The 15,311-nt window shown below is 70.6% G+C and carries 13 protein-coding genes and 1 pseudogene; 8 read left to right on the forward strand and 6 right to left on the reverse strand.

Translation table 11 applies throughout. From position 1 onward, the window contains the following. Positions 1 to 77 precede the first annotated feature (77 nt). Positions 78 to 518 (forward strand): hypothetical protein, encoded by a 441-nt coding sequence (locus OG928_RS33695; RefSeq protein ID WP_331765791.1) that lies wholly within the window; start codon positions 78 to 80, stop codon positions 516 to 518. A gap of 479 nt (positions 519 to 997) precedes the next feature. Here the strand turns inward: OG928_RS33695 and OG928_RS33700 are convergent, their stop codons facing one another. The 4 genes and pseudogenes from OG928_RS33700 to OG928_RS33715 form a co-directional block, all read right to left on the reverse strand. After that, positions 998 to 2,254: a serine/threonine-protein kinase gene (locus tag OG928_RS33700; protein WP_331765792.1), complete on the reverse strand. Its 1,257-nt coding sequence runs from the start codon at positions 2,252 to 2,254 to the stop codon at positions 998 to 1,000. A gap of 367 nt (positions 2,255 to 2,621) precedes the next feature. Continuing rightward, on the reverse strand, positions 2,622 to 2,816 hold the full coding sequence (locus OG928_RS33705) for a hypothetical protein (protein WP_406291381.1): 195 nt from the start codon (positions 2,814 to 2,816) through the stop codon (positions 2,622 to 2,624). Between the two features lie 356 nt (positions 2,817 to 3,172). Continuing rightward, a pseudogene (locus OG928_RS33710) lies at positions 3,173 to 3,364 on the reverse strand (IS256 family transposase); the annotation flags it as partial. Between the two features lie 507 nt (positions 3,365 to 3,871). Then, the gene (locus tag OG928_RS33715) at positions 3,872 to 4,204 is read right to left on the reverse strand and encodes a PCC domain-containing protein (protein ID WP_331765794.1); all 333 of its coding nucleotides are present in this window, start codon (positions 4,202 to 4,204) and stop codon (positions 3,872 to 3,874) included. 535 nt (positions 4,205 to 4,739) lie between these two features. Here OG928_RS33715 and OG928_RS33720 point away from each other — a divergent pair. Beyond that, positions 4,740 to 5,069, forward strand: coding sequence for a hypothetical protein (locus OG928_RS33720; RefSeq protein ID WP_331765795.1), 330 nt, complete (start codon positions 4,740 to 4,742; stop codon positions 5,067 to 5,069). A gap of 363 nt (positions 5,070 to 5,432) precedes the next feature. On the opposite strand, the gene OG928_RS33725 is transcribed toward OG928_RS33720, so the two are convergent. Both OG928_RS33725 and OG928_RS33730 read right to left on the reverse strand, forming a co-directional pair. Beyond that, entirely contained in the window at positions 5,433 to 6,074 is a 642-nt protein-coding gene (locus tag OG928_RS33725; protein ID WP_331765796.1) for a response regulator transcription factor, read from the reverse strand. Continuing rightward, positions 6,062 to 7,345, reverse strand: a complete 1,284-nt coding sequence (locus OG928_RS33730; protein WP_331765797.1) for a sensor domain-containing protein — start codon at positions 7,343 to 7,345, stop codon at positions 6,062 to 6,064. Before OG928_RS33730 ends, OG928_RS33725 begins: the two co-directional genes overlap by 13 nt. 224 nt (positions 7,346 to 7,569) lie before the next feature. On the opposite strand from OG928_RS33730, the gene OG928_RS33735 reads away from it, so the two are divergent. The 6 genes from OG928_RS33735 (at position 7,570) to OG928_RS33760 (ending at position 15,241) form a co-directional block, all read left to right on the forward strand. Then, positions 7,570 to 8,274, forward strand: coding sequence for an ABC transporter ATP-binding protein (locus tag OG928_RS33735; RefSeq protein ID WP_406291384.1), 705 nt, complete (start codon positions 7,570 to 7,572; stop codon positions 8,272 to 8,274). Next, positions 8,271 to 10,784: an FtsX-like permease family protein gene (locus OG928_RS33740; RefSeq protein ID WP_331765799.1), complete on the forward strand. Its 2,514-nt coding sequence runs from the start codon at positions 8,271 to 8,273 to the stop codon at positions 10,782 to 10,784. The genes OG928_RS33735 and OG928_RS33740 overlap by 4 nt, the downstream gene beginning before the upstream one ends. Positions 10,785 to 10,990: 206 nt before the next feature. After that, on the forward strand, positions 10,991 to 11,188 hold the full coding sequence (locus OG928_RS33745) for a hypothetical protein (RefSeq protein ID WP_331765800.1): 198 nt from the start codon (positions 10,991 to 10,993) through the stop codon (positions 11,186 to 11,188). Positions 11,189 to 11,571: 383 nt separating this feature from the next. Continuing rightward, positions 11,572 to 12,516, forward strand: a complete 945-nt coding sequence (locus OG928_RS33750; RefSeq protein WP_331765801.1) for an NAD(P)-dependent oxidoreductase — start codon at positions 11,572 to 11,574, stop codon at positions 12,514 to 12,516. A 6-nt stretch (positions 12,517 to 12,522) separates the two neighbouring features. Further along, positions 12,523 to 13,476, forward strand: coding sequence for an RNA polymerase sigma-70 factor (locus OG928_RS33755; RefSeq protein WP_331765802.1), 954 nt, complete (start codon positions 12,523 to 12,525; stop codon positions 13,474 to 13,476). Between the two features lie 259 nt (positions 13,477 to 13,735). Next, entirely contained in the window at positions 13,736 to 15,241 is a 1,506-nt protein-coding gene (locus OG928_RS33760) for a hypothetical protein (protein WP_331765803.1), read from the forward strand. The last annotated feature ends 70 nt before the right edge of the window (positions 15,242 to 15,311 follow it).

A 15,311-nucleotide genomic window follows, 5' to 3' on the forward strand; every position in this document is an offset into this window, starting at 1 on the left:
TCGGCCGTGAGTCGTCGGATGTCCCGGCAATGGGCCTGGTGCACCGGGGTGGCGGCCGGGCAGGCTAGTTTGCTCGGGTGACTCTCCTTGATGATGTAGCCGAGCGCGACGGCTGGCGGTGCTGGGTGTGCGACGAACCGGTCGACCCCGACGAGTCGGTGAACGACCCGCGGGGGCCCAGTGTCGACAGCCGAACCGCCGACCGGAAGGCCAAGGTCGCCGAGCGGCTCGCGCACCGCGGGTGCAACACCCGCAAGGGCGCGGTCAAGGTGGTCATCGCCTGGCCGGACCACCTGTACGTGGTCGAACCCGCGCCGCTGATCACCGTTGCCGGAAGGCTGGAGCGCAAGGGCGGCCGCGAGATGGTAGGCCGTTGTCCGACCAGGAAGGACGCCCAGGAGGCGGCGGATTGGTTGGTGGACCGGTTCTCCCGACTGGTACCGGGGCTGCCGGTGACCGCCGACATCGAGGCGGGCGGCGGTCAGTTCCTCGTCATCCTGGCCACCGGCCGCCGCTGACCGCGTGCCGCCCCGGCCACCTTGAAGCGGGTGTCGCGGTCGAGGTCGAGACGAAGCCGGCGCCGTCGAGATGTTCGCGGGGATCGCCGGCGCGTTGCCGCCACATCTGTGGGGCTTTGCCTTGGCGATGCGCGACACCTGCGCACGGGTGATGGCGGGGGCTCAGGCGAGGCCGGATCTCGTCAGGGCGATCAGCGACGGCCCAGGCGCAACGGCGCTATGGACGTAGGTCCACGGCGGCGGGCGTGCTCGGGGCGGGGCGGGGCGGGCGGGTGTGGAGGTGGGCGTTCGTCCCGGCCACTGCCGTCGGCCCGCCTGGCGCCTGATCGTGGGTCGTGGAGACGCGAGCTGCCTTTGCGGGGCGGGCCGTCGGGGCCGGGGGCATGCGTTCGAGAGGGGTCGTGGGTGCCGAGGCGGCAGGACGATCCGGTGTATCGGGCGATCGGGCGGGCGTTCCCGGGCGACGGGGAGTTCGAGGATCAGGTGGGTGGTCCGCTCGACGTGCGGGCCGTGGTGGCGTCGATGCCCCGCCGGGTCTGGGACGCGTTTGTGGTTTGTTGTGTGGTGGCGCCGAACGCGCCTCGAGGATGTGTCGCCCAGAGGTGGACCCTTCCGTGGTCGCCGACGGCGAGGGTGCCGCCGTCCGGGCTGAAGGTCAGCGCTGTGACTCTCGCGGATTTGTCGGCCAGGGTCAGTAGTTGTTCGTCCGTGTGGGCGTCGCGGATGATGACGGCGCCGTTTTCGTCGCCGGTCGCCAGCACTCGGCCGTCCGGGCTGAATGCCACCGCGTCCACGGACAGGACGGTGGTGTCCTTCGTGAGTGTGCGGCGCAGTTCGTAGACGAGCCCTGTGGCGCCGGGCGCCACGTGGGGGGATGTGACCGTGGGCGCCGTGGACGTCGGTCCCCGGTCGTGCCGGATGCCCCGGATGTGATCGGCAGGTGTCGTCGCTGTGTGGTCGGACACCCGGCTGGGGTTCTGCCTGGTCGCTGCGGCCGAGATTCCGGCCCTGTCGGGGGTCGGTGCGCGGTGTGTGGTGAGCCGGGTCAGCCGCTTGCCGACGTCGAGGGCGGAGGCGGGGCGGTGTTCGGGGTCCTTGGCCAGCAGGGCGAGTATGAGGTCGTCGAGTTCGGTGGGGACGCCGGGGCGCAGGGCGCCGGGCGGCCGCGGTGCGCGGCGCAGGTGGGCGTTCATCATGGCGACCGGTCCGGTGGCGTCGAACGGCGGGTTGCCGGTGAGCAGTTCGTGCAGGACGCAGCCGAGGGAGTACAGGTCCGAGCGGGTGTCGCCGGGCTGCTCGTCGAACCGTTCGGGCGGCATGTACGCCAGTGTTCCCATGACCCTGCTGGAGTGGTGGGTGCTTTCGACGTATCGGGCGATGCCGAAGTCGAGGACCTTGACGTCGCCGGTCGTGGTGAGCATGAGGTTTGCGGGCTTGAGGTCGCGGTGCACCACGCCCGCGTCGTGCGCGGCCGCCAGCGCCGTGGCGGCGCGCGCGGCCCAGCCCACGGCGGTGGCCACCGGCGGCGGCCCGTCCTCGGACAGCACGCTCGCCAGATCGCGGCCGGTAAGGAACTCCATGACCAGGAACAGCGTTCCCTCGTCCGGGTCCTGGCCCAGGTCGTACACGGTGACCACACCGGGATGGTTCAGGCCGCCGGCCACCCGCGCCTCCCGGAGGAACAGCGCCGCACCGGAGGTGTCCCGGACATCGTGCACCAGCAGCTTGACCGCCACCCGCCGCTCGATCACGCGGCCGCAGACGCCGGGCCGGGACGGGACGGCGTTCGATCGCCGCGAACACGGCCCACCTGCGCAGGAACAGCCGTACCGTTCGTCGGGTCGGTGCGCCCGAGAGGCTCGGGTGGCGAAGGGCTCATCCCCGAGTGCCGGTCGCCGCGTGCCATGTACTCGAGCCGGCGGCGCCGCTCGGGAGCGGGTCCGCGAACGCGGTGACGTGCCTTACCACTTCGGTGAAGCGTTCCGGGTAGGCGCCGGGCGGAACAATAGTCAAGACCTGTGGACGAGGTGACGTGTGGCCCACCGCGATACCTGGACCGCGTGGTGTGCGTCCGGGTGAGGCCGGGGCTTGCTGTATCCGGGCTCAGTCCTGGACCGGTTCCACGTGATAGGGCTCGGCTCCGCCCAGGTAGAGCATGCACCCCGCATCCTCTACGTCCTTGCTTTCCGGTGGCATGACATAGATCCCTGCGGTGGGGGCGGGAGCCCAGCCGAGGTTGCGCGGAGGGTCGTACTCCTCGTAGTGCCCCACACAAAGTCGGGTCGGCGGGATGGACACGGTGCAGATGTCTCCCGCACGGAGGGCAGGAGCTGCCGGCTCAAGGCGATATGGGGCCCACTCGTGGTTGGAATCGCCCCATGGGAGGGCGACTCTCCCGTCCCAGCGGAAGTTTGTGGAGTTGTCGATCGCTCCCCACGGCCATTCGAGAGTGATGTAGCGCGAATCCACCGCGACCACCCGAGCCCTTGCCGCCTCACAGGAGACCATCACTTCGTCTCCGATCCGAAGAACCATGTCTGATCACCCCTTGTCCGGTCGCGAAAGACTGAGAATAGGTCAGACCTCTGTAGCTGGATGGCTCCGCTATGGCCCGGGAGGCCGCCGAGGTCCAGCCGCCGTAGTCCTTTACTCAGTCAAGCGGCCTTCTCCGCGCGCTCGACCGGCACTCCGTTCTCGAACCTGGCACCGGCACGGACCAGTGCGACCAGGTGGGCGCCGGTGATCGCGCGCCATCGATCCTGGGCGGGCTCGACCGGCTTGAACACCATCGCCAGGGCGGCGGCCGGGCTGCCGGCGCCGCGGGTGACCTTGGTGCGGAGCCTGACGGCACCCGCGCTGCAACGCGGGCCTACTCGGAGACCTCAAGGATCATTCGGGAATGTACGCCCTCCGCGTGCCCTCCCGGGACCGATCCACAAGTCTTGAGCATTGCTCCGCCGGACGGCGGGTCCTTGTCTGCGGCACCAGGCGGCGTAGGAGTTGGGTTCCTCGCGTCCCGGCGACAGGAGTCTGGTCCGTCCGGGTGGAGTCGGGTGCGTCCGGGACTGCTTACAGGTCTTGTCGCCCCTGTCGTCGCGCATGGCCCACTGGAGCTGGTGGGAGGAGGCCGAGCGGATCACGCAGATCGGCCCGCCGAAGTTGGTGCCCAGGGCGGTCCGGACAGGGTGGAGCCGGGCACGCGCAGCCCATTCCGCCCGCCCCCGTGATCACCTCTCGGGCTGGACGGTGGAGCCGCCGACGCAGGGCAGGCGCGGAGGATATCGGTGACGGTAGGGCGTGCGAACCCGGTACAGACGGGGCCGATGGTGCGCGCACCCGAACCTGGGGGCCGGTCAGCCGGCCGGGATGACGTAGGCGCGCGCGAAGTGGGTGCCGATCGAGGCTTCGTGGAGGTGTCCGGCGATGGCACGGTCGCCTTCGACGCCCATGACGACGTGGAGGTGGACGACGCCGTTGCGGATCTCGCCCGTTCCGGTCATCTCACCGGGCAGGTCGTATGTGGTGATGGTGTCCTTGAGCGCGTCGCCTTCGGGCATGGTGGAGACGGTGAAGGAGTCGGCGGCCCCGATCAGGGAGACGATCGCCGCGTCGGTGATACCGGCCTCGGCGGCCTGGCGGTTCAGCTCGTGGACGAGCTCACCGGCGGGGACTTCAAAGACGATCATGCGGGACTCCGTCCGATCATGGGGCTCAGCCCCCGAAGCATGACCGAGGAGCACCGGCGGGCGCCAGTTCCCCGGGGGTTGAGGGAGCGCCGGCCGGCCCGGCAAAGGGAGGACACGCACGCACGCGCCGTCTTGGGCCCGCTCGAAGACCACATCTGGACCCCTTTGGGCCATACGAAGTCGTGGTTGTTCGGCGGGGTCGGGCGCCCACAATGCGCGTCGACCCGCACCGCGTCACCGACGACCCGGATCCCGTCCACCACCAGGTCCTCGACCTCCGGCCACACCAACCCTCGGAACCCTCCAACGTCCTCCATGCGAACGACGCTGAACGCCCAACCTCACCCGGGGCACCGGTTGTTGGAAGTGACCGTCCCGGAATACGCGTCACAGCCGATTTCGGAGCGTCATCACCTCGTGACACGCCACGAGCACGCAGACGATCACGGGGGCGGATCCAGGGCCGGCGCGGCCGCCGCCCGGTGCCACTATGGAGTGGAGGGACCTTTTCGCCCGGCTATTGGGGAAGGCGATCATGAGCCGCGAGTATCACTTTCATTGCGAGCACGCCGGCTGCTCGGTCACCGTGGGCCTGCGGATGGGCGGGACGCGGGAGCTGGAGCTCCTCGTGGACGGGAAGGAGGTCGCCGCCGCCCGCGTCCACGGCCACCGCGCCCGGACGCAAGTGATGACCGCGATCCTGCCCACCGACCCGCCTCGCGGCATCGAGGTCGAAGTGACGCTCCCGGGCGCTCTCGGCGGCGATCCGGTGAGCATCCTGCTCGCGGGTGGCGAACGCAGGCCCATGCCCGCCCGGGAAATACCCCGGCGGTCGCGGCCGACGGAGGCCTCCTGGTACTCCTGACCGCGTCGGGGCGCCTGACAAGGCGCGTCGGTGACGGCCTCGCGCCGCCCCGAACGCTCAGGAACGGAGGGGGCTGCTCACAGGCACGGACACGCGGGTGTCCGAGAATGCCGACGGTAAGCCGGCCGTTGGTCAACACCGGTCATGTGCCCTGCGCGCTGCGGGTGTCCTGGTCTGTCCGGTTGCCGGGCGCCATCTGCCGTCTCGTGGGTATTCGGAGCCGATCGATGCCCGTGAGGACGCGGCCGGCCGGGTGGCGGATTTCCGGCGGAGCCGGGGCCGTCACATTCGCAGAAGGGGCGCCACCACCGAATGGGGCGGGGGTCGTTGGCCGGCTGGGTCGGTGATGCACATCGTGGCTTGTCACTGCTCGCGTAGGTAGGTGAGGACTGCCAGTACTCGGCGGTGTCCCGCGTCGTCGGCGAGCAGGCCGAGTTTGTTGAAGATGCTTCGGATGTGTTTGTGGATCGCGGCCTCGGTGACGTGCAGTTCGGCTGCGATGTCGCCGTTGCGGTGGCCCTGGGCCATCAGTTGCAGCACGTCGCGTTCGCGTGCGGTGAGGGCGGTGAGCGGACTGCGGCCGCGGCGCATCAGGGTCGTCACGACCTCGGGGTCGAGGACGGTCTCGCCCCTGACCACGCGGTCCATGGTGCGCAGGAAGTCCTCGACGGCGCCCACCCGTTCCTTGAGCAGGTAGCCAACCGCTCCGGCGCCGTCGGCCAGCAGTTCGCCGGCGTACTTGGTCTCCACGTGGGCCGACAGCACAAGCATCGGGAAGCCGGGACGCATGGCGCGGACCTGCATCGCGGCGCGCAGACCCTCGTCGGTGTACGTCGGCGGCATCCGCACGTCGACGATGGCCAGTCCCGCGTCGAACTCCTCGATGGTCTCGTACAGCTGATCGGCGTCAGCACGCGCCGCGACCACCTCGATGCCCTCGGCGGACAACAGCGCCGCAAGACCTTCGCGCAGCAGCGTGTCGTCCTCGGCGATCACGACTCGCACGGCAGCTCCATCCGCACCGACGTCGGCCCGCCGGGTGGGCTGGCGACGGCGACCGTGCCGCCGAGTGCCCCGATCCGGCTCTCGATTCCGGCCAGGCCACTGCCCTTCGACCGCTCGGCGCCGCCGTGTCCGTCGTCGGTCACGGTGGTGATTACGCGCATCTCGCCGTTGTCCTCCTTCCAATTCAGGTGAATGTCGCATTCCGTCGCGTTGCTGTGCTTGGCCACGTTGGTCAGCGCCTCGGCGACCGAGAAATACAGGGCGGCGTCGACGGATGCCGGTGTCGGTGCCGGGGCGTCGACCCGCAGCCGGGCGGGAATCTGCATCCGGTCGGCAAGCAGTCCCAATGCAGGCACCAGACCTTCTTCGGCGAGCGCCGGTGGATAGACGCCTTGGATGATGCGACGCATTTCGGCCAGCGCGTCGCGGCTGGCGTCCTGTGCTTTCGCCAGTGCCGTCGCGACATCGCCGGTTCCGGTGCTCAACTGCCGTTGCGCGGTGCCGATGAACATGGAGACGGCGACCAGCCGGTTCTGCGCCGCGTCGTGCAGGTCCCGCTCGATTCGGCGCAGCTCGGCGCTGTGCAGGTCGACGGCCGAACGTCGGCGCTGCTCCTCTATCCGCACACGAAGCCGGAGCTCCTGGTCGCGGGTTGGTGCGAGCAGCAGTTCAAGGAGCTTCGCGTCGGCGGAACACACGGCGGGCGCGGCGATCGACCACGCGGCCAGTCCGGCGAGCCCGATCAGGCCTGATGCCAGTGCGAGCCACCACGACGTGATCTCGAACAGTTGGTCAGCGGGCTTGCCGTCCGGCATCGCCCACCAGTACGTCGGCAGTGCCAGCGCTTGCAGTGACACCAACGGCAGCAGGACGGTGACGACACCGAGCGGGATCCCGACGATGATCCGCTGGAGGACGGCGGCCAGGTCGCGGGCCAGTGTGCCGTCGGCGATGCGGTGGCGGGCGACGTCCGGCCCGGCGGCGGCAGGGCTCAGGTACGGGGAACCGATGCGCCGCCCGAGCGCCCGTCCGACCCTGACGCGTTCACGGTCGCACCAGCGCCGCAACAGCCCGGACGCGGCGCCGGTGAGCAGGAGCCCGACACCGACCGCCGACAGCGCGGCCACCGCCACGAGGACCGCGAGAACCAGCAGGCCGTACAGCCCGGAGAGGGTGCCGGCCGCCAGGTACCGAACCGAAAGAGCCGATCGCCGGACGGACTTTGCGTCTCGTGGTCGTTGCCTGGTGTCGACGCCTTCGGTGGAACTCACCTGGTGAGCCTACTTGTACCGCCAGGTCCCCGGCAGAGCCCGTCGGGCCGCCCGCCGGGAGGGGTATAGCCGGCACCACCATGCGGGTGGGCGCACGTACCACCGCAGGTCGGGTGCGCGGGGGACTGTGTCGCAAGCACCGCGAACCTACGGTCGATTGCGTGAAAGCGCACAGGGGCGAACACCCCGGAAACCATGACGCCCACGCCGTGACGGTCAGCGGGTTGAGCAAAAGCTTCGGCGCCGATGCCACACGGTTCTGGGCATTGACGAACATCGACCTCTCCGTCGCGCCGCGGAGTTTCACCGCGATCATGGGACCGTCGGGCTCCGGCAAGACCACCTTGCTGAACTGCCTGTTGGGCCTGGAAAAGCCCGACACCGGCTCGATCCACATCGGCGGCACGGACATCACCGGTCTGGACGAGGCCCAACTGGCCGAGATGCGACGTTCGCACGTCGGGGTGGTGTTCCAGTCCTACAACCTGATCCCGTCCCTTACCGTCGCCGACAACATCTCGTTGCCGCTGCGACTGGCCGGCCGACGGATCGACCAGCGCCGCGTACGGGATCTGGCCGAGACCGTCGGTGTCGGTGCCACACTCGAGCGTCGACCGGCACAACTGTCCGGGGGGCAGCAACAGCGCGTCGCGTTCGCGCGTGCGCTCGTGACGGACCCGGAGTTGATCGTCGCCGACGAGCCGACCGGCGCGCTGGACACCGCGTCGAGCGACGTCATACTCGGCCTGCTCCGTTCGATCGTCACCGACCTCGGACAGCGGGCGTTGCTGGTGACGCACGACCCGCGGGCCGCGGCGGTCGCGGACCGTGTGCTGTTCCTCCGCGACGGACGCCGGCACGGCGAACTTCGCGGGGCCACCGAAGGGCAGATCGCGGCAACCCTGACCGACCTCGGGCGGCGGTCGTGAACAAGCTCGCGCGACTGACGCTGCGAGCGCGCACGGGCCAGGTCGTCGCACTGGCCGTGACCGTGTTCTTCTCGGCTGTTCTCGTGGGGGCGTTCGGAGTACTCCTGGAGACCGGCGTCCGCGGCCAGGTCTCCACCGGCGAGTACGACAACGCGCCGTTGTTGGTCGCATCCCGGCAGTCGGTGCCGGTCAGCGGCGACGTCGACATGACGGTTCCGGGCCGGGCGTTGCTGCCTGCCTCCTTGGTCGAGGAGATCGCGGCGGCGCTGCCGGCGTCCCGCGTCGTCGCCGACCGCATCGTGCCCGCCATCCTTGGAGCCCGGGCCGGCGACGCCGAGCCGGTGGATGCGCATCCCTGGTCGGCGTTCGCGCTCGGGAACCGCGAACTGGCCTCGGGACACGCACCCGTCGGGCCGGACGAAATCGTGCTGCCCGGCCACGTCGCCCGCTCCCACGGCCTGGCGACCGGGGGAAAAGTCTCGCTGGGCTTCGGCGACCGGTCCGTCGAGTACACGCTCGCGGGCACCACCACAGCCGACGACACGGGAGTCGACGTCCCGGACGTCTATCTGAGCGACGGGCAGATCGGGACGCGCGGCAACCCCGATCGCGGCGTGGCGGTCATCGGCGTCTGGCCGCAGGCGATGCCCGACGAGCAGACACTCGCTCGCCTGGTCCCACAGGCCGACGCTCGGCTGTGGGATCGCAGCGCCCGGGGGCCCGTCGAGGCGGTCTCCCAGGGCCGGGCGACGGCGGCACTCGTCTCCGCCTCGGGCGCGCTCGGCGCTGTCGCGTTCATCGTCGCCGTGTTCACCGTCATCGCTCTCACGTCGCTCCAGATCCGCGAGCGATCACGCGAGTTGGCCATGCTCCGCATCGTCGGCGCCACGCCACGACAGGTGAAGCGGCTGCTTCGCGCGGAGATCCGCGTGGTCGCCGCGCTGGCAGGGGGCCTCGGCGGACTCGCCGGACCACTCGTGGGAGCGGTCATGATCGACGCCATCCGATCCTGGGGGGTGCTGCCCCGCACCCTTCAGCCGGTCTTCGGCCCGTTCCCCTTCATCGTGGCGATGCTGACGGGTTTCGTCGCCGCGGAGATCGCCATGCGCGTCGCGGTGCGCCGAGTCGTACGCAGCAGTCCGCTGGCGCAACTCGAGGGCGCCGACACGGGTCCGTCCGGATCGCCGCGGACGGCGCGGCGCATTGTCGTCGGAGTGGTGCTCCTCGCGGCGGGCATCGTGATGGCCCTGGCGCCGACCTACACATCCAACGTCGATGTGGCCAGCGGACTTCCCGGGATCTCGGGACTGGTGATGGCCTTGTCGATCGGTCCGCTGAGTCCGCAGGTGGTACGCGCGGCGGCCGCAATCGTGCGCCGACCGGCCGCGCGGACCGCCGCGGCATACATGGCCCTCGGCAGCATTCGCCACCGGGCCGCCCGCGTCGGCGGCGCGATGACCCCGATCGTCCTCGGAGTCGCGCTGGCCGCGGTCCAGCTCTCCGGCGCCGCGACCGTCGGCGCCGTGTCGAAGGCACAGGCGCACGCGGGCGCGCGCACCGACCTCACGGTCACCGTGTCGAGTACCGGCGTCGGCGACCGGACGACCGAACTCGTGCGAGGCGTGCCCGGGGTCGGCTCCGCCACCCCGTTCGTGACCACCGGCGTCATCGTGCAGCCGCCCGCCGGCAGCGACAACAGCCCCCAGACCCTGAAGGCACTCGGCATCGCCGGTGACCAAGTGGAGCGCTACGCCGATCTCAAGCCCACGAGCAACAGTCCGATCCGTCTCCGGCAGGGCGACGTGGTGCTCGGCGTTCTCGGTGCCGCACAACTGGGAGCCCACGTCGGAGACGAGGTCACCATCGTGCTGGCGGACGGACAGTCGATCAAGCGGCACGTGAGCGCGCTGTACGAACGCGGCCTCGGTTTCGGCGACGTCCTGCTCCCACTCGGCGACCTGCAGCCGGCCACCGCTTCGGGACTCGCATCGGGTCTGGCCGTCACGGTCCCCGCATCCGAATCGGTGGCGCGGGTCGAACGCCGCATCCGCAACGACCTGGCGGACGTGCCCGGAGCCGAGGTCACCCGGTCCGCCTCCGTCGCCGACGCCGACGCCGACGGCGCCTCGGGCGGCGAGGACAAGTTCGGGCTGCTGATATTGATGGTCCTCTTCGGCTATATCGCCATCGCGGTCACAAACTCCCTCGTGACAGCAACCCTCTCCCGCCGATCGGAATTCGCGCTCCTGGCGGCCGTCGGCGCCACACCACACCAACGACGCTCGATCCTGCGCTGGGAAGCCGCCATCTTGGGCGCCACCGCCTGCATAGTCGGGACCGCGTTCGCGCTGCCCGGCCTGTTCGCCATGACGTACGCCCTGAGCAACGGCGACCGCATCATGCCCGCAATCGATCCCTTCACGTACACCGGGATCGTCACGTTCACCTTCGTACTCGTCTTCTCCGCCACCGCCCTCGCCGGCCGAGCCGTCATGCGCGACCGGCGATAATCTCCGCGTTCATCGTCGTCCCCGCCGCCAACGACGGCTGCGTCCCCGGGGACCTGATCGCCCACCTGCTCGCCGAGCGCGTCCGGCCGATCGAGGAGATCACCGTCAGCCTGCCCGAAGGGCCCACCGAGGAGGACCGCCGTACCCAGCGGTTCACCTACCTCATCGACGCCGTCAGCCGCGACGGCCGATCAGCCCGCGGAGTCGTGCGGGGCCACGACACCTACGGCATCACAGCCGTGATCGCCGTCGAAGCCGCCCGCCGCCTGGCCGCGGACGGCGCCGAACCAGGCGTGCTCGCCCCGGCACAGGCATACGACCCGACCAGCTTCCTCACCTTCCTCGCCCCCCACGGAATCAGCTGGACCATCACCGTCTCCGACACCCCGATCACCCGGCAATGACACCAGGCGCGCACGACCGTCCGCGGCCGTGCGCACCACATCGACCACCCCATGACCGGGCCACCCCACGCCGCCGCGGGCCGCGGGCTTCACCCAACGCCCGAGATTCCGTGAGATCGCGTAGGCGCGGGAGAAGACGACCACTGGTCCGCATCTGCCGGCGTTGGCGGCGTGGTTGAAGTCGTACCAGTACCTCGGGTACTTCCCGAGGCTGGACCAGGTTCCCGGCCCGGCGCCGGCTCACCTGCGCGGCGCGGGCGGGGCAGCTCCGCACCGGCCTCCTGTGGCGGCACAGCCGCATCGCACTGTGAACTGGATCACAGCTGGTCATGGGATGCCGGGGCGTTTCGTCTTTGGTGGTGAACACCACGAACGGAGATGTCATGAAGATCTTCCTTGCCGGAGCCTCCGGCGCCATCGGCACCCAACTCGTCGCCCAACTCGTGGCGCGCGGCCACGAGGTCGTCGGCACGACCCGCTCCGCCGGCAAGACCGATGCCCTGCGCGCGCTCGGCGCCGAACCGGTCGTCGTCGACGCGCTCAACCCCGACTCGGTGGCCGACGCGGTGGCCAGGGCCGAGCCCGAGGTCATCGTCCACCAGCTCACCGCACTGGGCGGACCGGCGAACTTCAAAAACGTGAAGCGGATGGCGGCGGCCACCAACCGGCTCCGCACCGAGGGCACCGACCACCTGCTGGCCGCCGCGCGCGCCGTCGGCGTCCGCAGGTTCGTGGCGCAGAGCAACGCCATGTGGATGGAACGCACCGGCGGGCCGGTCGCCGACGAGAGCGGCCGGATCGAGCCGAACCCCCCGGCGGACGCCCGGGAGGCCGTGGCCGCACTGCGCCACCTGGAGACCTCGGTGACCGGTATCACCTGGGGCGACGGCATCGCGATCCGCTACGGCGCCTTCTACGGCCCCGGCACCGGCATCAGCACCGCGCCGGACGCTGTCATGACCGAGCAGATCCGCAAGCGGAAGTTCCCGATCGTCGGCGGCGGTGGCGGGGTGTGGTCACTGGTGCACATCACCGACGCCGCATCCGCCACGGTCGCGGCCGTCGAACGCGGCACGTCCGGGATCTACCACGTCGCCGACGACGACCCGGAACCGGTGCACGTCTGGCTGCCGGAACTGGCCCGCGCGCTCGGCGCCGGGCCGCCGCGCCGCGTACCGGCCTGGCTCGTCCGCGCGATCGCCGGCAAGGCCCCGGTGAACATGATGACGCAGGCCCGCGGCATCTCCAGCGGGAAAGCCAAGCGCGAACTGGACTGGACCCCGCAGTATCCGAGCCGGCGCACGGGTTTCATCGAGGGATTGGGATAGTTCGGTATGCCTGCCTCGGACCCCGATGCCGAACGCGTGGACGCCTCCGGTCTGTACGACGAGCTGCGCCCGCGCGCGTTCGCCATCGCCTACCAGATGCTCGGCAGCGTCAGCGAAGCAGAGGACGTGGTCCAGGAAGCGTTCCTGCGCATGCACCAGACCCTGCAACGGGACGAGCCGATCGCCTCGCCGCGCGCGTACATCGCCACCCTGGCCACCCGGCTCGCCATCGACCAGCTCCGCTCGGCACGCGTGCGGCGCGAACAGTACGTCGGCGAGTGGCTGCCCGAGCCGCTGGTCACCGGTCCGACGCCGGCCGACATCGCCGAGACCGCCGACTCGCTGTCACTGGCGTTCCTGGTGCTGCTGGAGAGCTTGTCGCCGCACCAGCGGGCCGCGTTCCTGCTGCGTGAGGTGTTCGACTACCCGTATGCGGAAGTCGCCGAGATCATCGGCACCGACGTCGACAGCACCCGGCACCTGGTCGCCCGGGCCCGCAACCACCTCCGCGACCGCCGACCGCGCTACCACGCCTCGCGGCGGCAACGCGAAGAACTGGCCCAGCGCTTCTTCGCCGCAGCCGACCAGGGCGACCTCCGGGCGCTCGAAGCACTACTGGCCCAGGACGTGGCGCTGCACGGCGACGGCGGCGGCAGGGTCCCGGCACTGGGCCGATCGGTCAACGGCTGCGAGCGCGTCGCACGCACCGTCCTGGCGGGGTTCTCCGTTCACGCACGCTACGGCGTGCGCATCCAACTCACCGAGGTCAACGGCCAGCCCGGTGCCAAGGCGTACGACGCGCAGGACCGGCTGGTCGCGGTCATGGCACTCGGCATCGCCGACGGCCGGATCCACACCATCCACTCCATCTCCAACCCCGACAAACTGCGCCACCTCGACCAGGTCAGCGACCTCGGCACCCGCCTGCGCGCAGGCCGCCGATCCGTCGACACCGGCTGAACGCTGACCCAGAGCCCGAGCGGCGGATCATGTGACCGGCGGAAGGTGATCCTTGGGGCAGGACCGCCGGACGTGAATGGCGTCAGGTCGCGCCGGCCGGCCGAGCCGGTGCCCGGCCGGCCGCCCGCCTCGGCTTCGGTGCACAACGTCGCGTCATCCGATAGCGCTGCCGTGGGAATGGGGTCTGTGACGGTTCTTGTGCGCCATCGCTGCATTTCAGGGGGACACCCGCGTCCCCGCGCGGCTGCGGACCGCGACCGTGTCGAACGGCAAGGTCTCGCTCGCCGACGGCGACTCCCAGGTCGGCTTCCTGATCACCGTCCCCGACGAGGCCGCGCACGCCGCGCTCGACCTCATCCTCGACTTCGCCGTCCTGGAACTGGAGTTCGGCATCACACCGGAGATCGAGGGCTACGACCGGTCCGACTGGCTCAGCTTCGTCACGCCGATCGGATCCGGCTCGCCGCCCGCCCTCGACTTCGACCTCGGCGCACCGCGCGTGCCGATCCCGCTGCGCGCGTACCCGCCGATGCCGATCCTGCTCGACCACCACGCCCTCGTCCCCGGCCCGGCCGCGCGGCTCGACGAGGCACTGCACTGGCAGTACCGGCTCTCGGTGCAGCACCAGTCCGCCGAACAGGACACCGTCGAACTACGGGTCAGCTACAACCAGTCCCCCAGTTCGACCGCCGCCGCGCCGGATGACGACCTGTTCACCGCGCTGGCGCAGTACACCGCGGTGTCCGCCCCGCTGCTCGGCCTGCTCGCCGGGCTGCCCGACTGGGAACAGGCCGGCACCGACCGGCGCACCGCCCTGACCAACGCCCTGGGCACCTATCGGACGCTCGCCTCGGCCGTCGCCCAGGCCTGGACCACGCACTGGGGGCAGGGTCCCGCCACCGCGCCGGCGGTCCCCGCGATCGCGGGCGGCGGGCCGGTCCCGGAAGCCATCCACCGCTACACCCTCGGCCTCGACGCCGAGGACGGCTGGTACGCCACCCTACGGCTGACGCACACCGTGGAGTCCGGCCCCGACGACGTGGGCCTGCCCGAGATCGTCTGCGTCACCGAGGCCGGCGACCGCTACGACCTCACGCCCGTCGACCCCGAAAGCTGCGGGTGCACCGACACCGACCACTGCCAGTGTTACGCCTTCCCGTTCCAGACCGTCGAGGCGTTCACCCTCCTCACGTGCGAGCTGACCTTCCCGCCCGTGCACGTCGCCGCCTACCAGAACGCGTCGGCGAACGCCCGGGTCACTCGCAACGCGCGACTGCTCGGCGCAGGCCGGCCGGACACCGCACCGGCCTTCGTGTACCGGACACCCACGGTCGGCTACCGCGAGCCCGTGGTGCCGTTCATCGACATCACCGGCGCCATCCCGATCGACCCGTGGTCCAACGAACCCCTCGCCCCGATGTTCGCGGCCGTTTTCGACGGCGACCCGACCGACCGCACGATCGCGATCGGCGCGCGGTACGAGTACACCCTCGTCCCCGCCGAGCCGCCGGTGACGGCGCTGCTGCCCGTCGTGCAGTCCACCGTCGGGTTGTACGACAGCACGACGATCCCGACTCTCACCTCGGCCCTCGACGGCTGGAGCACCCGCGAGCGACCCGCGACCACGGACGGCGCCTGGGCCTTCCGCCTGAGCCTGTACTCGTCCCTCGACTCGGCGCTCAGGCGCCCGATCCTGCAACTCAAGTGCTTGTCGTCCTCGCTCACCTCGGTGGGGCGCCGTCCGGATGAGCCCGGTCCGTCATGATGGCGTTGTCGACGTGCAGGCCGGTGGTGCCGGTGGTGCCGGTGATTCGGTACCGGACGGCGAAGCGGGT

Origin of the sequence: Embleya sp. NBC_00896, from assembly GCF_045207785.1 — a bacterium.
Taxonomy (GTDB): domain Bacteria; phylum Actinomycetota; class Actinomycetes; order Streptomycetales; family Streptomycetaceae; genus Embleya.